We start from the raw sequence: 20,350 nt of genomic DNA, 5'->3' as shown, positions 1-20,350 counted from the left end.
TGATCGACTCGAACCACCGTTCCGAACTCGAGGGGAGCCCACCTCGACAAGGACGTTGCCAGTGCAGGTTGCGCTTCTTCGTGCACCGTCGACGTACGCCTGGGTGACATGAGCGACCTTCCGCCCGTGACGTCGGTCAAACGGTGGCTCGTCACGACGAACCACAAGGACATCGGGGTGTTGTACCTCGTGACGGCGATGTTCACGTTTTTACTCGCCGGCGTCCTCGCGCTTCTCTTCCGAACGCAACTGTGGGGTCCAGGTGGAACGGGACTACTCACGGGCGATACGTACAACCAGTCGGTGTCCGCACACGGGTTGCTCATGATCTTCTGGTTCATCTCGCCGCTCGGACTCGCGCTGGCGAACTACCTCGTTCCGTTGCAGATCGGTGCGAAAGACCTCGCGTTCCCGCGGATGAACGCGCTGAGCTACTGGCTGTACCTCTTTTCGCTTTTGCTGGTCGTCTTCTCGTTCTTCCAGGGCGGGACCTACGCGGGCGGTTGGACGATGTATGCACCGCTCAACGTGCCGATGTACACCCCGGCGATGGAAGCGACGACCGGCGGCACCGCGACGGTGCTCGCGTTGATCCTGTTCGTCGCCTCCGTGACGGTCGGTTCCGTGAACTTTCTCGTGACGATCCACCGCCACCGGGCGGAGGGGATGGGGCTGTGGAATATGCCGCTTTTCACCTGGTCGATCCTGCTGACGATCTGGATGATGCTGTTCGCGTTCGCGACCTTGCTCGCCGCGTTGTTGATGTTGGGATCGGATCGAGTTCTCCTCACCCAGTACTTTTCGACCGATCAGGGCTCGAGTCTGTTGTGGGCGCACCTATTCTGGTTCTTCGGTCATCCGGAGGTGTATATCGTCTTCTTCCCCGCGTTGGGGATCATGTTCGAGACGTTCCAGACGTTTACTGGTCGACGGCTGGTCGGGCGCAAGTGGGTCATCATCTCGATGGTGCTCGTCGCCATCCAGTCGTTTCTGGTCTGGATGCACCACATGTTCCTGACGACGATCAACTTGGAGATCAAGACGTTGATGATGGCGACGACGATCGGGATCTCGTTACCCTTCGACCTGATGGTCTTCGCGTTGATCTACACGATGGTCAAAGGCCGGGTGCGGTTTACGACGCCGTTTCTCTTTAATCTCGGGGCGCTCGTCCTGTTCATCCTCGGCGGCATCACCGGGGTGTTCCTCGGTGCGGTCGTCCTGGATTACGAGTTTCGGGGCACCTACTGGGTCGTCGCCCACTTTCACTACGTGATGGCCGCCGGCGTGACCGCGTTGGTCGGCGGCATCTACTACTGGTGGCCGAAGATCACCGGCAAGATGTATTCGGAGGCGCTCGGAAAGCTTCACTTCGCCGTCTATTTCGTCGGCTTCAACCTGCTTTACTTCCCGCAGTTTCTCGCCTGGGAGACGCCGCGACGCGTCTTTCACTTCAACCCCGGGTTGACGGTCTACCATCAGGCTTCGACCGTCGGCGCGTTCGTCTTCGGCGCGTCGTTTCTGATCATGTTCTACGCGCTCGGAAAGAGCCTCCTCGCGGGCCCGACCGCCCCCGACAACCCGTGGGAGTACTCGCGGACGGCCGAGTGGGCGACCGGATCTCCGCCGCCACTCGAGAACTGGGACGGCCGACCCAGCTACGAAACGGGACGCCTCGAGTTCGTCGACGAACGAGCCGGCGTTCCGGACGGCGGGACGACCGGGGCCGAACCAGCGAGCGCCGTCGACACGGAACACGCGGATCACGCGAGCATCTGGCCGCTCGGGATCGCGTTCGGGCTGTTCGTCTTCTTGCTCGGACTCTCCGGGATCGCCCCGTACGTCGAACGCTTCGCCGCCGCCCGCGGACACAGCGTGGTCGGGACGCCCGATCCCTCGATCGTCTACCCCGTGCTCGCGGTCGCCGGATTCGCGATCTTCGCGGCGACGGCGATCCAGTTCGGCAGGGAGCGGTTCGTCGTTCCCGAACTCGCGATCGCCGAACGCTGGCCGTTCGACGGCGTCGACGACATCAAGATGGGCGTCTGGGTGTTTCTCGCCTCCGACGTCGTCCTCTTCGGTGCGGTGATCGGCTCGTACGTCTTCTTGCGTCTCCACGCCGGCTGGGGGGACTGGACGACCGTCCCCTTCGCCGCCTGGCCGGGTCTGCTCAACACCTACGTCCTGATCACCTCGAGTTTCACGGTCGTCCTCGCGTTGGTGTTTGCAGAACGCCGGAACAAGCGCGGACTGATCGGTGCCCTCGGCGCGACGCTCGCACTCGGGTTCGTGTTCATGAGCGTCAAAGCGTTCGAGTACAACGTCAAGTTCCAGCAAGGCGAGTACTGGTGGACCGGCATCGAGTACTCGATCTACTACGTGACGACCGGGCTCCACGCCTTACACGTGATCATCGGCATGAGTATCGCCGTGTTCATGCTCGTCCGAATCGTCCGCGTCGACGCCTACCTCGAGGATCACCGACCCGTCGAGTTCTTCGGGCTCTATTGGCACTTCGTCGACATCGTCTGGGTCATCCTCTTCCCGCTGTTCTACCTGATGTAGCGTCGCTCGACTCTCGGTTTTCTCCGTGATCGCTTCGTATCCTCCCGCCGACCGATCGCTACTCGCGGGTTATCGGACCGGTTTCGCCGCCTCGGCCGAGGGTGAGCCGACGATCAGCGGCGGTTCCGAGAGCAACGGCGAGTCCTCGAGTGCGTTTTCGGTGATGCCGAGGAGCGTCCGCCGAAACGTCGGCCCCGCTTCGGCCAGCTCGTAGGCCTCCGATCGACCTGCCTCGCCCGCGACCGAAACCAGCCAGACCGACGTCCCGTCCTCGTCGATTTCGAGGAGACAGTACGCCTGCGGATACGACGCGAGCGCGGGGGCGATGAGCTGTCTCGTCTCGCCGTGACGGACCACCGCCGGGAGGTGGTGGTGTCCGGAGAGCACCAGCCCACCGTCGTGTTTCTCGAGGACCGACCGGAACCGCTCCCGTCGACGGATGGTGAACGTCCGCCAGGGTTGGCTCTGGCACAGCGGGTCGTTCACGATCGGCATCGGGTTGTGATGACAGCAGACGATCGGGGCCGTCGTCCCCTCGAGTTCCTCGTCGAGCCACTCGATCTGGTCGCCCGAGACGAGCCCTCGGTGTGTGTCCGTGTACGCGCCGTCGGGTCCCGACGCGCTGTTCAGTACGAAGAGGTCGATTTCGTCCATCTCGTAGCGCCCCGGCAACGACCCAGAGGCGTACCGATCGGCGAACGCAGACGGCGACGGACAGTCGTGTTCGTCCTGGCGTTTCTGGAGGTCGTGATTGCCGGGGGTCGCCACGAACGGCCGCTCGAGTTCCTCGAGCAAAACGTCGACGCGGTCGTAGTTCCACGGCTCTCCGTCTTTCGTGAGATCGCCGGGAAACACGACGAGGTCGACGTCCCGTTCGTTACAGTCGTCGATCGCGGTCCGAAGGCGCTGTTCGGTGCGGTGGAACACCCGGTAGGTCTCCCGTGATCGGGTCGCGACGTGTGGATCGCCGAGAACCGCGAGTCTGGTCCGACGGTCGGCCCGCGGCCGGAAAACTGGGCGAGCAACAATCGATCGCCGACGGCGGAAAGACCACACTCAGTAGCGTCCACCGTCACCCGTCTCGAGTCTTCGTCCTCGATTGCGACCGGCTGTTCGAACGGGCCGGAGCCGTTCCGGGTACAACTCCCAACTACGTCCCATGTCGAATGCTATAACGATCCACGACCGGTCGACGTCGTTGCTCGACTCCGGTCACCTCTCGGGGATTTTATCCACCCGGCAGTTCCCGACGACTACGAAACGACTAGAACCACTCGAGAGGCCTCAATAGGCCAACTAGCAGTGACTTTGTAGGTCGGGAAACCGTTCCTGATACGGTGTCATCGACCCCGATTCCACATGAGTGATCCAGCAAGCGGCTACGACGACCGAAGCGTTCGGGAGCGACTGGAGACTGCGGCGGAGTACTCCCGATCGTCGATCGATCTCGAGGCGATCGTCGTCCGGTACGAGAGCCGTCCCGACCGGTGTACGGTCGTTCCACAGGAGTGTCCAGAGGAGAAGCGGTTGACCACCTGGCTGTCGGCCGATCTGGGGTCGTTCGTCGAACTCGACGAAGTTCGCTAACGGACACGACACGAGCCGAGAGACGTTTTCCAGACGAAATCTGTCCGCGAGATCCCGACCGGTCGACGGTCCGTGATCGTCGGTTAGAACTCTTCGGTCGGCGGGGCGACTCCCTCCTCGTCGCTTTCGAGGTCGAACTCCTCGCGGAGCTCCCGGATGCGATCCCGGATGTCCGCGGCGAGTTCGAACTCGAGGTTGCTCGCGGCTTCCTCCATCCGTTCCTCCAGATCGGCGACGTAGCGGGTGGCCTCCTCTTCGTCCGCGAGCTCTCGCCCGGAGACGCTCGAGGTGTCGGTCTTCGAGCCGGGGAGGTTCGTCTCGCCGACTTCCTTCTCGATCGTCGTCGGCTCGTAGCCGTGTTCTTCGTTGTACTCCCGCTGGATCTGGCGACGGCGTTGAGTTTCCTCGATCGCCGACTCCATCGCGCTCGAGGGATCGTCGGCGTAGAGCACCACCTCGCCGTTGACGTTGCGGGCGGCCCGCCCCATCGTCTGGACGAGCGTCGTCTCGCTGCGCAGAAAGCCCTCCTGGTCGGCGTCGAGGATCGCGACCAGCGAGACCTCGGGGATGTCCAGTCCCTCCCGCAGCAGGTTGATGCCGACGAGGACGTCGATCTCGCCAAGCCGGAGCGAGCGGATGATCTCGTGGCGCTCTAACGTGTCGGTCTCGTCGTGCATGTACTCGACGTCGACGCCCGACTCCTCGAGATACTCCGTGAGATCCTCGGCCATCCGTTTCGTAAGCGTCGTGACGAGGGTTCGCTCGTCGCGGTCGATCCGTTCGTCGATCCGATCGAGCAGGTCGTCGATCTGGCCGGTCGCCGGCGAGACCTCGACCGCGGGGTCGACGAGGTGAGTCGGGCGAACGATCTGTTCGACGATCCGTCCCGACTCCTCGCGCTCGTAGTCGCCGGGGGTCGCCGAGACGTACAGCAACTGGTTGGTCTTCTCCTCGAACTCCTCGAAGGTGAGCGGGCGGTTGTCGTACGCGGTGGGAAGCCGAAAGCCGTTCTCGACCAGCGAGTCCTTCCGGGACTTGTCGCCGGCGTACTGGCCGCGAACCTGCGGGAGGGTGACGTGGGACTCGTCGACGACCGTCAGGAAGTCCTCGGGGAAGTAATCGAGCAAGGTGTACGGCGCTTCGCCCGACTCCCGATCCGAGAGATAGACCGAGTAGTTCTCGATCCCCGAACAGTAGCCGGTCTCGGCCATCATCTCGAGGTCGAACGTCGTCCGTTCCTCGATGCGCTGGGCGGCGATCAGATCGCCCTGGCGCTCGAAGTAGGAGATGCGCGAGTCGAGGTCGTCGCGGATCTCCGCCATCGCACGCTCGAGTTTCGACTCGGGGATCGAGTAGTGTTCGGCGGGGTGGACGAGCACCGCGCGCTGTTCGCCTTTGGCTTCTCCCTCGAGCGGGTCGACTTTGATCATACGGTCGATCTCGTCGCCCCAGAGTTCGACGCGGACGGCGTAGCGGCCGTACATCGGGAAGATCTCGATCGTATCTCCTCGAACGCGGAACGTCCCCTGCGTGAAGTCGACGTCGTTTCGCTCGTAGTTCAGGTCGACGAGTCGTTTCAACAACTCGTCGCGGCCGACCGCCTCGCCGATCTCGAGGCGCATCGACATGTCGACGTAGTTTCGCGGGTCACCGAGGCCGTAGATCGCCGAAACGGAGGCGACGACGATGACGTCCTCGCGCGTGAGCAGCGAACGGGTTGCGGAGTGACGGAGCCGGTCGATCTCGTCGTTGATCGAGGCGTCCTTGTCGATGTAGGTGTCGGTCTGTTCGACGTACGCCTCGGGCTGGTAGTAGTCGTAGTAGGAGACGAAGTACTCGACGGCGTTGTCGGGGAACAGCGAGCGAAACTCCTCGTACAGCTGGGCGGCGAGGGTCTTGTTGTGAGCGATTACAAGCGTCGGCTTCTGGACCTCCTCGATCACCCACGAGACGGTGTTGGTCTTTCCCGATCCGGTGACGCCGAGGAGGGTCTGTTCGCCCTGTCCCGACCGGAAGCCGTCCGCGAGCTCCTCGATCGCTTCCGGCTGATCGCCGGCCGGGTCGAAGGGGGCGTCGACCTCGAAGGGTCGGTCGACGTCGGGTCGGTCCGGCTGCAGCGGGCCTCGAGTGTCGCTCATTACCGGCCCCAGGGGTTCGAGGCACTTTACCCGCTCGCATCGGGTCGTCGATCGTCGTCAGTCGCCTGCGCCGAATTCGCCGTCGACCGTGGGCAGGACGATGAACGAACGGTCCTCGAACTCCTCGGGTGGCTCGAGGTAGCCGATCGCGTACGCGGTGTAGGCCGTCTGGGGGTCGACGTCGGCGTCGAAGGAGGCGACGACGGTCTCCGGATTACCAGCGGGTGTGATCGACAGTTCGTAGCTGCCTGCAGGGACCGCGAGGTAGTTGGTCGACTCCTCGAAGGCGAGGTTCTCGAGCAGGACCTCCCCATCGACGAGGATGTCGACCGCCGGCGCGTCGGGCGAGAAGTGTGCGACTCGGACCAGAGCCGATCCGGCGTCGACGAGGATCTCCGGGCGGAACGTGTCCGCGCCGAGTTCCCCGATAGCGGCGACGGTGTAGAACGCGCTTCCGAACTCGACGTCCCCGTCGAAGACGACCGCCTGTGGATCGCCTGCCGCGGTGATCGTGACCGTGTACTCGCCGGGTGCGACCTCAAGGTACGGTGACACGTCGGCGTACGCGAACGCCGAGAGCACTCGGTCGCCGTCGATGTAGACGTCGACCGCCGGCGCGTCCGGAGCGAAGTGAGCGACGCGGACCGCGGCCTCGGGTACAACCGGTTCGTCCGCCTCGTCCGGTTTGTCGTCCGCGTACTTGCCGTCTTTTTCCTTCGTTCGCTCGTCGTCTTCGTGTTCTCCCACCGCGAGTACGGTCCCGCTGGCTGCGGTGAGTCCACCGACGGCGCCGACGGCCTTCAGTGCCGAACGTCGTGATACTGGCATGATGCACTCGAGTCACAGGATCGCTCCGGGAAAGAGGCCGTAGTTAGTAGCGATGAATTTCGGAGATTTCCCTGCTGCGACAGGGACCGTATGGTGGCTGTATCAGCCGTAATCTGCTCGTACAAGCGGGTGCAGTCTGTCCACTGTGGTCGGTCCCGGACGAGTAGAGACTGGTTGGTTAGTATCAATCCGCTATCCGACAACCATCTCGTGGATAGGGTCGTCCTGACCGTGGTTGTGGACGATCCACTGAAGCAGGCCTGGGACAAGCCCAGACGCAGATCGTCGTCGTCGGACGTCTGCTCTGCTTACTTCAAATCGTCGCGAACCTGTTGGGGTTCGCGGGCCATACGCGGGGCGTCCACGAACGGATGCAGACCTATTGGGCGGACAGTGGTGACGTTCGGGATCTGTGCCGCCGACTGGTGGGACCATACACGACGGGACGCAGGCCCACTGGAACGGACTCACACCAGCCCGTCTGAACACGGCACGTGACGCTCTCGAGGCGGACGCTCACCGCTACCTACGTTGGAACTCGCCGTCGAGCGCAGTTCTCCGATATCGTCGCGTCCGACTGGTGGACCTATTGACAATTATTCGGTGGCGAGCGGTAGTGTTTTGTCTGGGTCGAGACTAACTGTGAACTGCGCGTCGATTGTGGCGTGCATGGGTCACTTCGGGCTGGATACCAGAGGTGACCCTGTTTCCACAGGAGTCAGTTACGACTCTAGACGAGTTTGAGACACGACCAATTATTCTCGCCGTCGGACTCAAGAGTTGCAGGCTCGTCGGACCTGGCGCAATCGGCCGGCGTCTGCCGACCGGTTTCGTACTCGGTCCACGGGAATCGATACATTATAAATTTTCGATATTTCACCGAATGATAATTATCTTGACTTATATACTTCTGTCGACCCGAACGAACGCACGGTGCAGGTCCCGTAGTTGAGTCTGTACCAGAACCGATCTATTAACACTGATATTTCGATTTACCCGGTGAGTTCGCGAAGTAGATTCCTATTTATCATGATACTGTTGTGTTTGTGGATCAAACTGGAGAGAAGAACCATCGAGAAGATTTAGTGTGTGAATTTAAGGAATGCGATGTTTCGTTAGATGTGAACCGATCTCGGTGTCTCGTCCTCGAGTACCGGTGTACGACCACAAACCATTTTTCGAGTGACAGTTTAAATTACACTCATACATACGTAAATAGAGCCGTTCGTTCGAGGCGTCCACCGGAGTCGTCGTGCAGTGGCGAACGGCTCCGAAGTCGCGAGTAGTAACGAAACGCTATCGTTCCACATCACCGAACGACTCTCACGTGTGCTGAATGTTGAGTTCGATGACGTTTGCGATTCCGAGCACCGTCTCTGGCAGCTCGGTTTCGAACCGTTCGCCTTTCATCCGGTGGGTCGGCCCCGCGACACTGATCGATCCGATCACCGAATCGGTGCCATCGAGAATCGGGGCGGCGACGCTCCGTAACCCGTTCAACCGCTCCTCGTCGTCGTACGCGATCTTGCGTTCGCGAACGGCCTCGAGTTCCTCCTCGAGTCTCCCGCGATCCGTTATCGTGTTGTGGTTGACGGCGGGAAGTTCGTGCTGGTCGATAATCGCCGCACGGCGATCGTCCGGCAGAAACGCGAGAATTGCCTTACCGAGCGCTGTACAGTGGATCGGCACCCGATCCCCGATACAGGTGTCGATCCGAGCGGCCTCCGACCCGCGGCTTCGGTAGACGAACACGCCGCGACCGTGTTCCTCGGTCATCAGTGCCGAAATCTCACCGGTCTTCTCCGCGAGATGCTCGACCTCCGAGCGCCCGACCTCGTAGAGAGCGTGTTGATTGCGTGCCGTCTCACTGATCTGGAGAAACTTCAAACCCGTCCGATACGTTCCGTTTTCACGGACGACGTACTCCGCACGCTCGAGCGTGTCCAGGTGATTGTGGACGGTGCTTTTCGGCAACTCGACGTGTCTGGCCAGCTCTGAGACTCCCGCTCCGTCGAGTTCGTTCAACGCTTCCACGATGTCGAACGCTCGATCGACCGCCTGTATCCCGGCCGAGTTGGATGTTGTCATACCACACTGTAGGAGTTCAAGACTCATAAGTGTTCATCATCGTGGAACGTTAATCCACTTTGTCACACCGTCGACTGCCGAGAGTTCACCACGTCGGTGATGGTATCGTCGGATTGTGCCAGAAAAGTGGCCGATTGTCTGACTGTCGTCGAACTCACGCGCTCAAATCGAGTATTCTCGAATCGGGAGAAAACAAATCCGTTCGGTATTGTGGGACGCTACTCGCACTCGAGCGACGCGAGGTCGTCGACGGTATCGACGTCGACGTGGATTCCCGGATCCTCAACGGGAAGTCGTCGAACCGCGACGGTCTCGAACAGGGCTCGCCCGCCGGTATCTCCGGAGAGATCAGCCAAGTCGTCGAAACAGCTGGCGTCGAACAACACCGGATTCCCCCGTCGGCCGTCGTACACCGGAACGACGGCGTCGACGTCGTCCTCGCGTGACGCCTCGACGATCCGGTGAACCGTTCGCAGATCGACGGTGGGCATATCGCCCGGAAGGAAGACCGCGGCGTCGGCGTCGCGCTCGCGTGCCGCTATCGCGCCCGTGCGAACCGACGTGCTCTGCCCCTGCTCGTAATCCGGGTTGTGGACCGTCTCGTCGACGACGCTCGAGACGACCTCGCGGACGGCGTCGGCCTCGTGGCCGACGACCGCGACGACGTGATCGACGGCGTCGGGAAACGATCGCGCGGCGCGGACCACTATCGGCTCGTCGCGCTGGCAAACCGGGGCGAGCAGCTTGTTCCCGTCCTCGAACCGGGTTCCAAGTCCGGCCGCGAGCAGGACGCCGACGAGTTCGGACATCGGTTACTCGAGTGAAACGCCCTCGGGGCCCCGCGGGAGGTAGTTGCGTCCGCCCGGATCGGTCTGGAGTTCGCCATCCTCGACGACGGTCTCGCCGCCGACGATGGTGTGGGTCGGCAATCCGGTCAGCTCTTCGCCGTGGAACGTCGAGTACCGCGGTTCCATCGTGTGGTAGAAGTCGTCGTCGACGACCGCCGACTTCTCTAGGTCGACGATCACCATGTCGGCGTCCGAGCCTTCGACGAGCGCGCCCTTGCGGGGGTACAGTCCCCAGCGCTTGGCGTTGTTCTCGGCACAGACCTCGACGAGTCGTTCCATGCTGATGCGATTCTTGTTGACGCCCTCGCTCATCATCACAGGGAGGAAGTACTCGATGCCGTTGTTGTCGCCGGGGATCGCGTCCCAGATGTCGCCGTGTTTGCCCTCGTCTTTCTCCTTGAACTCGATCTTGTGCGGGCAGTGGTCGGTTCCCATGTAGTCGACGACGCCCGTCCTGAGTCCCTCCCAGAGGCGTTTCTTGCTCTCCTCGCCGCGCAGGGGCGGGGATATCTTCCCCCAGACGCCAAGATCTTCCTGCTCGTAGGTGTGTGAGAGAAACGCCGGGAGCGTCTCCGCGTGGAGGTTGACCCCCTTCTGCTGGTAGCGCTCGCAGATGTCGACGCCCTCGCCCGTACTCATGTGGACGATGTACGCCCGCGAGTCGGTGTACTCGGTGAGCTGGCCGATCTGTTCGATCTGCATCGCCTCGCAGATGTTCGGCGCGGCCTCACTCCAGGCCTCGAGGTCGTTTCTGCCCTCTTCTTGGAGTTCCGTGCGCCGTTCGATCGCGAGGTCCTCGTTTTCGGCGTGGAACATCACGACGCCGTCCGGGATCTCCGAGACCTTATCGAGTACCTTGTAGGTACGACCCGCATCGGAGTGGTCGATCCCGAGTTCCGGCGAGGCGTGTTTGTACCAGTTGAAGAAGATCTTGTACGAACGGATCCCCTCTTCGGCCAGCTGTTCGATCTCCTCGACGTGGTGGTCCTGGTGGACGATCGCGTGGTAGGCGAAGTCGATGTAGGAGTTCTCCTCACCTGCGCGCTTGAAGAAGTCCATGTCCGGCACGTACGGCTCCTTCTGCAGGAGGAAGTTGACGACCGTCGTCACGCCGCCGTGGACCGCACCCCGCGTTTCGGTCTCGAAGTCGTGCTCAAGTCCTTCGTGGTACTCGTATTCGTACCGAGAGAGTCCCCAGTGAACGTGGGGATCGATGAAGCCGGGGATCAGGTAGTTGCCCTCGGCGTCGATCTCGCGTTCCGCGTCGGGGAGGTTCGATTCGGTGCCGACGCCGACGATGGTGCCGTCGTCAGCCGCAACGCCGCCGCTCAACGTTCCCTCCGGCGTGACAACTCGTGCGTTGACCACGCGAAGGTCTACTGTCGATTCGACCATATGACCTCTCTCTCGGCGACCTACTTGAGTGTACCCCGTTTGGCCCTCGACTTGCCTCTCGATGACGACCGGATCCACCCCTGTACGGCACAACGTTTATATCTCGCTCGAGTAACGTACTAGTATTCCATGAGCACGGATAGCACAGGCGATTACGACGGTCCCGTTACCGAAGAGATCAGCGTGACCGTCAACGGCGAGACCGTCACCGCCGAGGTCGAACCGCGGCTCAAGCTCTCCGATTTCCTCCGCAACGAGTGTGGACTCCACGGCGTTCGCGTCGGCTGTGAACACGGAGTCTGTGGCGCGTGTACCGTCCAGCAGGAGGGTCGGACGGTCAAGAGCTGTCTCTCCTATGCGGTTCAGGCGGACGGCATGGAGATCGAGACAGTCGAGGGGCTCGCCGAGGACGGCTCGCTGCACCCGATTCAGGAGGCATTCCACGAGACCCACGCCCTCCAGTGTGGGTTCTGTACCAGCGGGTTCGTGATGGCGACCAAGGAGTTACTCGAGGAGAATCCCGATCCCTCGCGCGAAGAGATCGAGACGGGACTGGCGGACAACATCTGCCGATGTACGGGCTATCAGAACATCTACGAGGCGGTCGAACGTGCAGCCGACCGAATGGAGGGAGGTGAGTAGTCGTGTCGACCCAGCAACCGACGGACGCAGAACCGAACGTCGAGACGGACGCCGACGCCGAGTCGGAGTCCGAGTCGTTCACCGGAACGGGACTCCCCCGGGTCGAAGACCACCGCATCCTGACCGGTGAAGCCGAGTATATCCACGACGTCACGCCGGAGAGCTGCCTCCATATGGCACTCGTGCGAAGTATGCACGCTCACGCCGAAATCGTCGACATCGACACGAGCGAGGCCGAAGACCATCCGGAGTGTGAACTCGTCCTCACCGCCGAGGACATCAAAGAACAGTACAACCCGATGCCGACCGGCATCCCGGAGGTCGAAACCGACGACGGCGTCGAACCCCTCGAGGAGTGGTCGCTCGCCGGCGACGTCGCGCGGTTCGTCGGCGAACCCGTCGCCGCCGTGTTCGCGACGAACCGGTACGTTGCCGAGGACGCCGCAGACCTGATCGATGTCGAGTACGATACCAAGGAGGCGGTCGCCGACGGGATGGCCGCACGCGAAGACGAGGTCGTCGTCCACGAATCCGTCGGGACGAACGTCATCGACGGCGAGCGAATCGAGTTCGGCGACCCCGAGACCACCTTCGAGGAGGCCGACCACGTCGTCGAAGGCGAGTACTCCTGGGGACGCATCTCCGGGGTGCCACTCGAGACGGCGGGCGTCGTCGCGACCTACGACGACGAGACCGACTCGTTCGATATCGACTGTAACATCCAGTTGCACACGCTCGTCGACGACACCATCTACGAGACCCTCGGCTACGACGCCGACGACGTCCGGGTGAACGTCCCCGCCGATGTCGGCGGCAGCTACGGGACGAAGATCGCGATCCACCGCTATTGCTGTCTGGCCGCGATGGCGAGCAAGGAACTCGATCGCCCGATCAAATTCGTCGAGGACCGGATCGAGAACCTCCAGGGCGGCGATATGCACTGTTCGGACCGCGAGTACCGGATGCGGATGGCCGTCGACGACGACGGGACGATGTGCGGGCTCGACGTCTGGTTCGTCGACGACTTCGGGGCGTTCCCCCGGTACCCGGTCAACCAGGTTTTGAAGCCGCTGTCCGTGGTCACCAACTCCTACGCGATCGACGACGTCGTCTACGAGTACGAACTCGCGTTGACGAACAAGACCTCCCAGACCGCCTACCGCGGCTTCGGCGTCGATCCCCACATTTACGCCCTCGAGATGATCGTCGACGAGGCCGCCCGCGAGGTCGGGATGGACCCGACCGAGTTCCGCCGACGGAACCTGATCGAACCCGACCAGATGCCCTACACCCTCCCCTCGAAGAACATCTACGACTCGGGGGACTACCCCGCGACGCTCGAGCGAATCCAGGAGATCATCGACGACGAACGCGACGGCGGGCTCCTCGACCCCGAAGTCGTCGGGGCCAAACGCGAGGAGGGCAAGTACCGGGGCGTCCAGCCGAGTGTCATCATCGAACCCGGCGTCAGCGGCTCCGACTGGACGGACCGTCAGCGCTCGGACCGGGAGGAACTCGAGGGACGGTCGCGTGAGGAGGTCGCGGAACTGCCCGAACACCTCCGCGCCGAACTCCGTGCGGACGGCACCGTCCGCGCGTCCCTCGCAACCGACTCCTCCGGCCAGGGTCACCAGACGCTCGTCTCGCAGTTGCTCGCCGACGAACTCGAGATCCTGCCGAGTGACATCGAGGTCGACTACCTCGACAGCGTCGACGCGCCGACCGAGTACGGAAGCGCCGCCTCCCGGATGGCGGTGATGCTCTCGGGGGCGACTGTCGGCGTCGCCGAGCGTCTCCTCGAGAACGCCGAGGAACTCGCGGCCGACCACTGGGGTGTCTCGAGTGACGGCGTCCAGTATCGCGATGGCTCCGTCGAGCGGGTCGACGGCGACGACTCGCTCTCGCTTGCCGACCTCGCCGACATCGACGCCGACCGCGACGAGCGACTCACCCAGGTCAGCTACAACTACGACCACCCGGCGACCGACCACGAGGAGTTCGACGAGGCGTTCCGACGGAAGTTCCCGGTCTACCCGACGGCCGCCTTCGGCGCGAACGCGCCCATCGTCGAGGTCGATGTCGAGACCGGCGAGGTCGACATCCTGAAATTCTACACCGTCCGCGACTGCGGGACGATGCTCAACCCGATGATCGTCGAGGGCCAGGCCCACGGCGGCATCGCTCAAGGCGTCGGCGCTGCGTTACTCGAGGAGTTCGGCTACGAGGACGACGGCCAGCCACAGGCGATCACGCTGTTTGACTACCTGTTGCCGTCGATCGAGAACGTTCCCGAGATCGAGATGGAACACACGGTGACGCCGTCGCCGTACACCGAAACCGGCGCGAAAGGCGTCGGCGAAGGCGGCATGATCGACGCGCCCGCGAGCATCGCGACGTCGATCAACGCCGCACTCGACCCTCTCGAGATCGACGAACCGGCCGATCGCATCCCCGTCGCGCCAGACCACCTCCGAAAGAAGGTCCGCGACGCCGATCAGTAACGTCGCCCGCTCCGGGATTTTTCGAACGCGCGAGTTGCCGCTGACCGGCGGGTTCGACCATCGCAGCCGGATGCGAGTCTCGGCGCTCCCTGTTGGTTGGATTCGGGTGTCGCCAGTCGGTGTGCCGTCGATCGCACTCGAGTCTCGGCGCTCGCCGGTAATCGAGTATCGCCGGCCACAGCAAATGGGTTTTCCCAGACGGAGTCGCAATCAGTCGTCGGACTCGAGGGAGATGTCGTCGGCGTCCTCGGGGGCGGCCTCGAGTTGGCTCTCGGCGTCGACGCCCTCGTCGGCTTTCTGTTGCATATCCGCGAAGAACTTCTTGACCAGGCGGTTCGTGACGCTTTTCAGCGCACGGCCGCCGAGGCTCGCGATCGTTCCCGAAACGTCTGCGGTGGCAGACCAGGAGACGGTCGTTCCGCCGTCGTCGGTTTCCAGCAGTTCCATCTCGGCGGTCGTCTCGAACTCGTTTCGTGGGGCGTGGCCCACCGCCGTCATCTCGAGGGCGTCCGGCCGGTCGGCCCGGGTGACGACGACGTCGACGTCGAACTCGGGTTTGACGCTCCCGACGCCGACGGCGAGTACCGCCTCGATCTCGTGGGGAGATTTGAGCGTCATCTCCTTACAGCCCGGCGCACACTCCGCGAGCACGTCGGTGTCCGTAAAGTACGGCCAGAGTTCATCTTTCGACTGTTCCATCTCGTTTTCGCCGGTAAATTCTAACATAGGGTGAGCGTGTGGTATTCGGTCTCGATTAGCTATCGATCGCGCGTTCGTACGACGTTTCGAGCGAGCGTACCGCGTACTCGCCGGCCACTTCCTCCTTGTACTCTCGGTCTGCGTGCATCTCCCCTTCGGGATGGACGGCGTCGGTCACCAGTTCGCCGACCTCCTCGAGGCCGCTCTCGGAGAGCGGTTCGCCCTCGAGGACGGCTTCGGCGTCCTCGACGCGGAGGGGGACGTCGGCGGCGTTCGCCAGCGCGATTCGGGCGTCCTCGACGATCGGGTCGGCGGCGGACGGATCGTCGACGCGGATCGCGCTCGCGGCGCTGACGGTCGGCCAGGTCTGGGCGGCCCGTTTGAGTTCGAGAAACGCCATCCCGGATCGCTCGGGCGGGAACGGGTCGGTCGGCACCGAGACCGATTCGATCAGTTCCTCCTCGCGAAGGTCCGTAAACATGTACGCGATGAAGTACTCGTCGGCGGGTACGGTTCGGGTCTCCTCGAGCGAGCGCAGGTGGAGCGATCCCTCGAGGGCGACCAGCGCCGCGGGATAGTTGCCCGCCGGATCGGCTTCGCCGATGCTCCCGCCGATCGTCCCCTGGTTGCGAACCGAGGGGCCGGCGATCTGCTCGGCGGCCTCGGGGAGCATCGGAACGAGTTCGGCGAGTCGATCCGAACGCTCGAGCGTTCGGTGACTCGTCATCGCGCCGATCCGGATCTCGTCGTCTCGCTCGTCGATGGAGGCGAGTTCGTCGACGCCGTTCAGATCGACGAGGTGGTCCGGCGTCGCGAGCCGGTTTGCCATCACGATCCCCAGCGACTGGTTGCCCGCGAGGAGTTCGGCATCCTCTAACTCGGCGAGCAACTCGAGGACGTCCTCGACGGTCTCCGGTCGGTGGTGAGTAAACGGTGCCGGTTTCATAGCTCACCGTGACGGCTCGAGGTGTCGGCTCGTCGCCGGACGGCCGTCGACCTCGATTGGCCGTCGACGGGTGGGAAGATACTGCGTCGATACTGGGGTGTGGTGCGGGTGTTCATGTGACTATCACACGGACACCGTGTTGATTACCGTAGCGGACTAATAAGTGTTGGTGCACCGTCCCAGCGCGAGACGAGCCGGCGGGATCGAACCGGAAGAACCCGGTCGGTTACTGCATCTTTAAGTGGACAGCCACACATCTTCCGCTATGCTCGATGGCTACGAGATGTACGACCTGACACAGCCGTGGTCGCAGGATACGCCGGCGTGGCCCACCTACGACAACCCGAAAGTGTGGTACGAGAAGAGTCTCGACACCGAGAAGGTAAATGGACAGAAGATCGAGTTCATGAACCACACGGGGACCCACCTCGACGGCGAGAAACACTTCGTCGCACACGGCCGGGACATCGAATCCGTCGGTCTCGACGAACTCGTCGGCGACGCAGTCGTCGCCGACATCTCCGACAAGGTCGGCGACTACGACGTCTACACGAGCGAGATGATCGAGGACGTCTGTGACGTCCAGAAAGGAGACATCCTGTTCGTCCACACCGGCTACCAGGAGTACGCCTGGCACACGGAGAACGCGGATCCACATCGGTTCTTCTGTAAACACCCGGGCCCGAACGCCGAGTTCGCGGAGTGGTGTAAAGAGATGGAGATCAACTATCTCATCCTCGACTGTGGGAGTGCAGACCACCCGATGAACACGGTCATCCGAGACATTCGACCGGAGCTCGCCGAGGAGGCGGCAGACCACCTCGGCGTCGACGACTTGGACGAAATCTTCCCGCCGGAGGGCTACCAGCTGATGCACACCGAACTCTTCCCGGAGGGAATCATCCACGTCGAGAACGCCCAGGTGCCGGAGGAACTGCTCAACGAACGCGTCCAGATCGGCACCTTCCCGTGGCGGTTCCGCGGCGGCGAGTCGAGCGTCTGTCGTTGCGTCGCGTTCAAGCAATAACCTGCGTCGCGTTCACGCACCAGGTCTCGCGGATCAACGTTTTTTAGTCCGGTCGACGAGGTGGAGCTATGACCCTCGAGTCAGACCTCGTCGTCCGGAACGCGACGGTACCGGATCGACGGGAGCCGACGACCGTCGTCGTCTCCGACGGCCGAATCGAATCGATCACAACCGAGAGCGACGACGCCGGGCCGGACGGCGTCCCCGACGTGAACGGCGACGAACTGACGACGATCGACGCCGACGGCGGCCTGGTCGCCGGCGGATTCGTCGATCCCCACGTCCACCTCGACAAGGCCTACGTCGCACCCGACCTCCCGCCCAACGAGTCGGGAACGCTCGCGGAGGCCATCGCGAGCATCCACGAGCGCAAAGCCGACTACACGCGAGAAGACGTCCGCGACCGCGCGATCCGGGCGATCGAGGCCCACGTCCGCAACGGCTGTACGCGCATCCGGACCCACGTCGACGTGGACACAATCGGCGGCCTGACGCCGCTCGAGGGCGTCGTCGCCGCCCGCGAGGCCTGCGTCGACGTCGCCGACGTCGAGATCGTCGCCTTCCCCCAGGAAGGGATCGGACAGGACGAGGGGACCGCCGACTTACTCGAGCGCGCACTCGAGTCGGGCGCAGACCTGATCGGCGGCATGCCGGACAACGAGCGAACCGACGCCGACCGGCGCGCACACGTCGACGTCTGTCTCGACCTCGCCGAACGCTACGACGTCGGCGTCGACATGCACGTCGACGAGACCGACGACCCCGCGGCGCGATCACTCGAGTACCTCGCGGCCGAGGTGATCGATCGGGGGTTCGACCGGTCGGTGACGGCGGGCCACACCTGCGCGCTGGCCGCCTACGACGATCCGCACGCGGCGCGGGTGATCGACCTCGTCGCCGAGGCCGGCCTGTCGGCGATCACGAATCCGCCGACGAACCTCGTCCTGCAGGGCCGCCACGACGCCCACCCGAAACGCCGCGGGATCACGCGGGTCGATGAACTGGTCGAGGCGGGCGTCACGGTCGCCGCGGGACAGGACTGTCTGCTCGACGGCTTTTACCCCTACGGACGGGCAAGCATGCTCGAGACGGCGTTGCTGACCGCCCACGCGGCACAGCTCACGACCGCGGCAGAGCGGCGGCTCGCGTGGGCGTTCGTGACCGAGAACGCGGCGTCGATTCTCGGAGTCGAACACGGGATCGAACCCGGAAATCCGGCGACGTTCAACGTCTTCTCGAGTGACGTCGGGAGTCGCCACGAGGCGCTCAGGCGTGGCCGTCCGCCCCGACGGGTGGTCCACGAGGGAGCGGTCGTAGCCGAGACCGAGGTCGAGTCGACGGTCGGGCTGGGCTGCTAGTGCTTGGGACGCCACTAGCGATAGTGCTCGGTGACGTTCTCGAGTCGCGTTCCAGTCGGTGTCAACTGAGTATAGTTGTCGGGAGCGGACCGATCCGTGTGGTCCGAAGCTACCGAACGACGAGAGCCGGAACCGGCGATCGGCGGACGACTTTCTCCGCGACGCTTCCGAGCAACACTCGCGAGACGCCGTCGCGGCCGTGACTGCCGATGACGACCATGTCGTACTCGCCTTCGTCGGCCAGTTTGACGATCAGCCGGTCGGGGCGACCTCGGCCGCGTTTGGTTTCGACCACTGTCCCTGTCTCCTCGCCTCGCTGCCGTGCGTCTTCGAGGATCTCCTCGGAGTGTTCGAGTCTGGGTTCGTCGTCCGGAATGTCGCCCGTCATGCCGGAGAACGTTCCGAGATCCCCCTGTCCGGCTTCGACTGCGTGAAACGCCGTGATCGTCGCGTCCGGAAACGTCTCGATGGCGTACTCGAAGGCCTCCTCGGATTGCTCCGAGCCGTCGACTGGTACCAGGATGTTGTCTGGCATAGCTACCTGTTAACACTCCAGTAACTTAGCGTTTTGCCGACTTCCGAAACGTCGGAAACGAGCCCCGGAGCAGTCGAATTTCGACCGGACGGGGAAGTCGATGGTTTAAGGTCCCTCGAGTGGGTGTGCGTGAACATATGACAATGATGAACGCGTGTGTGCTTGAGGAGTGGAACGGATCGCTCTCGATCGAATCGGTGCCGGAACCGGAGCCGGGCCCCGGCGAGGTCCGCGTCGACGTGCGGGCCTGCGGCGTCACCCGAACGATCGAGAACGCGATCCGCGGCGGACTCGCCGACGACCCCGACCTCACGCCGCGAATCCCTGGCCACGAGTTCGCCGGCGTCGTCGACGTGGTGGGCGACGGCGTCGACGACGTGAGCCCGGGCGATCGCGTGCTGGCGTACTTCTATCTCACCTGTGGCAACTGTGACGCCTGCCGGCGCGGGGACACCAACCAGTGTACCGACTTCGGCGGCTGGTACGGGGTCAACTGCGACGGCGCGTACGCCGATCAGGCGGTGATTCCGGCCTCGAACGTCCTCCCACTCCCCGACGGCGCGAGCTTCCGCGAGGGAGCGATCGCCACCGACGGCCTCGCGACGCCACTCCACGTCTGTCGTAGAACCGACGTCTCCGACGCCGACACCGTGTTGGTGATCGGCGCGGCCGGCCGCATCGGCATTCACCTCTCGCAGCTGGCGGCGCTCAGGGGTGCCCGCGTGCTGGCCGCCGAAATCGACGACGACCGCCTCGAGCACGTCGATGCGGTGACGAGCGACGCCGTCCAACCGATCGACGCCCGTGGCGAGGACGTCGCGGATCGCCTCCGCGAGGCGACGGGCGGCGACGGGCCGACGGTCGTCGTCGACACGGTCGGCGACACGGCAACGCTCGAGGACGCCTGGAACGCGCTCGCGATGGGCGGCCAGATCGTCACGCTGACCACGCACCACGAGCGGTCGTTCGCGCCGCCGCTGAAGGAGTTCGTCGTCAAGGAAGCGTCGATCGTCGGCTCACGACACGCCACGAAAGAGGAGGTCGTCCGCGCCGCCCGACTGCTCGCCGACGGTCGGATCGATCCCATCGTCACCGATAGCGTGGGTCTCGAGGACGTCCCCGACGTTCACGAGCGGATTCGAAACGGTGAGAGCCACGGAACGGTCGTCCTCGAGCCGTAGGCGTCGAGTCGC

The 20,350-nt window shown here is 63.4% G+C and carries 16 protein-coding genes; 7 read left to right on the top strand and 9 right to left on the bottom strand.

From position 1 onward, the window contains the following. Window positions 1–108: 108 nt before the first annotated feature. Window positions 109–2,565 (top strand): cbb3-type cytochrome c oxidase subunit I, encoded by a 2,457-nt coding sequence (locus tag GRS80_RS02590; protein ID WP_160046194.1) that lies wholly within the window; start codon window positions 109–111, stop codon window positions 2,563–2,565. A gap of 69 nt (window positions 2,566–2,634) precedes the next feature. Here GRS80_RS02590 and GRS80_RS02585 read toward each other — a convergent pair whose 3' ends face one another. Beyond that, window positions 2,635–3,492: a metallophosphoesterase gene (locus GRS80_RS02585; protein WP_343161415.1), complete on the bottom strand. Its 858-nt coding sequence runs from the start codon at window positions 3,490–3,492 to the stop codon at window positions 2,635–2,637. Window positions 3,493–3,924: 432 nt separating this feature from the next. Between GRS80_RS02585 and GRS80_RS02580 the strand changes: the two genes are divergently transcribed. Continuing rightward, window positions 3,925–4,152, top strand: coding sequence for a hypothetical protein (locus GRS80_RS02580; RefSeq protein WP_160046193.1), 228 nt, complete (start codon window positions 3,925–3,927; stop codon window positions 4,150–4,152). Window positions 4,153–4,235: 83 nt separating this feature from the next. Here GRS80_RS02580 and uvrB read toward each other — a convergent pair whose 3' ends face one another. The 5 genes from uvrB to GRS80_RS02555 all read right to left on the bottom strand — a co-directional run bounded on the left by uvrB (window position 4,236) and on the right by GRS80_RS02555 (window position 11,449). Next, window positions 4,236–6,290, bottom strand: a complete 2,055-nt coding sequence (uvrB, locus tag GRS80_RS02575) for an excinuclease ABC subunit UvrB (protein ID WP_160046192.1) — start codon at window positions 6,288–6,290, stop codon at window positions 4,236–4,238. Between the two features lie 57 nt (window positions 6,291–6,347). Further along, window positions 6,348–7,118 (bottom strand): DUF4397 domain-containing protein, encoded by a 771-nt coding sequence (locus tag GRS80_RS02570; protein ID WP_160046191.1) that lies wholly within the window; start codon window positions 7,116–7,118, stop codon window positions 6,348–6,350. 1,323 nt (window positions 7,119–8,441) lie between these two features. Beyond that, the gene (locus GRS80_RS02565) at window positions 8,442–9,206 is read right to left on the bottom strand and encodes an IclR family transcriptional regulator (RefSeq protein WP_160046190.1); all 765 of its coding nucleotides are present in this window, start codon (window positions 9,204–9,206) and stop codon (window positions 8,442–8,444) included. A gap of 218 nt (window positions 9,207–9,424) precedes the next feature. Beyond that, complete coding sequence (locus GRS80_RS02560; protein ID WP_160046189.1) at window positions 9,425–10,015, bottom strand: nucleotidyltransferase family protein; 591 nt, start codon at window positions 10,013–10,015, stop codon at window positions 9,425–9,427. A gap of 3 nt (window positions 10,016–10,018) precedes the next feature. After that, a complete protein-coding gene (locus tag GRS80_RS02555; protein WP_160046188.1) occupies window positions 10,019–11,449 on the bottom strand; it encodes an amidohydrolase family protein in 1,431 nt (476 codons plus the stop codon). A gap of 129 nt (window positions 11,450–11,578) precedes the next feature. On the opposite strand from GRS80_RS02555, the gene GRS80_RS02550 reads away from it, so the two are divergent. Together GRS80_RS02550 and GRS80_RS02545 are read left to right on the top strand one after the other, a co-directional pair. Continuing rightward, window positions 11,579–12,091 carry a (2Fe-2S)-binding protein gene (locus GRS80_RS02550; protein ID WP_149080740.1) on the top strand — a complete coding sequence of 171 codons (513 nt, stop codon included), beginning with the start codon at window positions 11,579–11,581 and terminating at the stop codon, window positions 12,089–12,091. A 2-nt stretch (window positions 12,092–12,093) separates the two neighbouring features. Beyond that, complete coding sequence (locus GRS80_RS02545) at window positions 12,094–14,592, top strand: xanthine dehydrogenase family protein molybdopterin-binding subunit (protein WP_343161414.1); 2,499 nt, start codon at window positions 12,094–12,096, stop codon at window positions 14,590–14,592. Window positions 14,593–14,802: 210 nt separating this feature from the next. On the opposite strand, the gene GRS80_RS02540 is transcribed toward GRS80_RS02545, so the two are convergent. Next, window positions 14,803–15,318, bottom strand: a complete 516-nt coding sequence (locus tag GRS80_RS02540; RefSeq protein ID WP_238386811.1) for a carbon monoxide dehydrogenase subunit G — start codon at window positions 15,316–15,318, stop codon at window positions 14,803–14,805. Between the two features lie 28 nt (window positions 15,319–15,346). After that, window positions 15,347–16,237 carry a xanthine dehydrogenase family protein subunit M gene (locus GRS80_RS02535; protein ID WP_160046187.1) on the bottom strand — a complete coding sequence of 297 codons (891 nt, stop codon included), beginning with the start codon at window positions 16,235–16,237 and terminating at the stop codon, window positions 15,347–15,349. A 265-nt stretch (window positions 16,238–16,502) separates the two neighbouring features. Here GRS80_RS02535 and GRS80_RS02530 point away from each other — a divergent pair, with 265 nt between their 5' ends. Continuing rightward, complete coding sequence (locus tag GRS80_RS02530; RefSeq protein WP_160046186.1) at window positions 16,503–17,264, top strand: cyclase family protein; 762 nt, start codon at window positions 16,503–16,505, stop codon at window positions 17,262–17,264. A 68-nt stretch (window positions 17,265–17,332) separates the two neighbouring features. Then, on the top strand, window positions 17,333–18,622 hold the full coding sequence (locus tag GRS80_RS02525; RefSeq protein WP_160046185.1) for an amidohydrolase family protein: 1,290 nt from the start codon (window positions 17,333–17,335) through the stop codon (window positions 18,620–18,622). 109 nt (window positions 18,623–18,731) lie between these two features. On the opposite strand, the gene GRS80_RS02520 is transcribed toward GRS80_RS02525, so the two are convergent. Continuing rightward, on the bottom strand, window positions 18,732–19,157 hold the full coding sequence (locus GRS80_RS02520) for a universal stress protein (RefSeq protein WP_160046184.1): 426 nt from the start codon (window positions 19,155–19,157) through the stop codon (window positions 18,732–18,734). Window positions 19,158–19,294: 137 nt separating this feature from the next. Between GRS80_RS02520 and GRS80_RS02515 the strand changes: the two genes are divergently transcribed. Continuing rightward, the gene (locus tag GRS80_RS02515) at window positions 19,295–20,338 is read left to right on the top strand and encodes an alcohol dehydrogenase catalytic domain-containing protein (RefSeq protein WP_160046183.1); all 1,044 of its coding nucleotides are present in this window, start codon (window positions 19,295–19,297) and stop codon (window positions 20,336–20,338) included. Window positions 20,339–20,350 lie beyond the last annotated feature (12 nt).

The organism is Natrialba sp. INN-245 (assembly GCF_009807105.1).
GTDB lineage: Archaea > Halobacteriota > Halobacteria > Halobacteriales > Natrialbaceae > Natrarchaeobius > Natrarchaeobius swarupiae.
The sequence above is the reverse complement of the archived record's forward strand: the minus strand, read 5'-3'. Positions and strand labels throughout refer to the sequence as shown.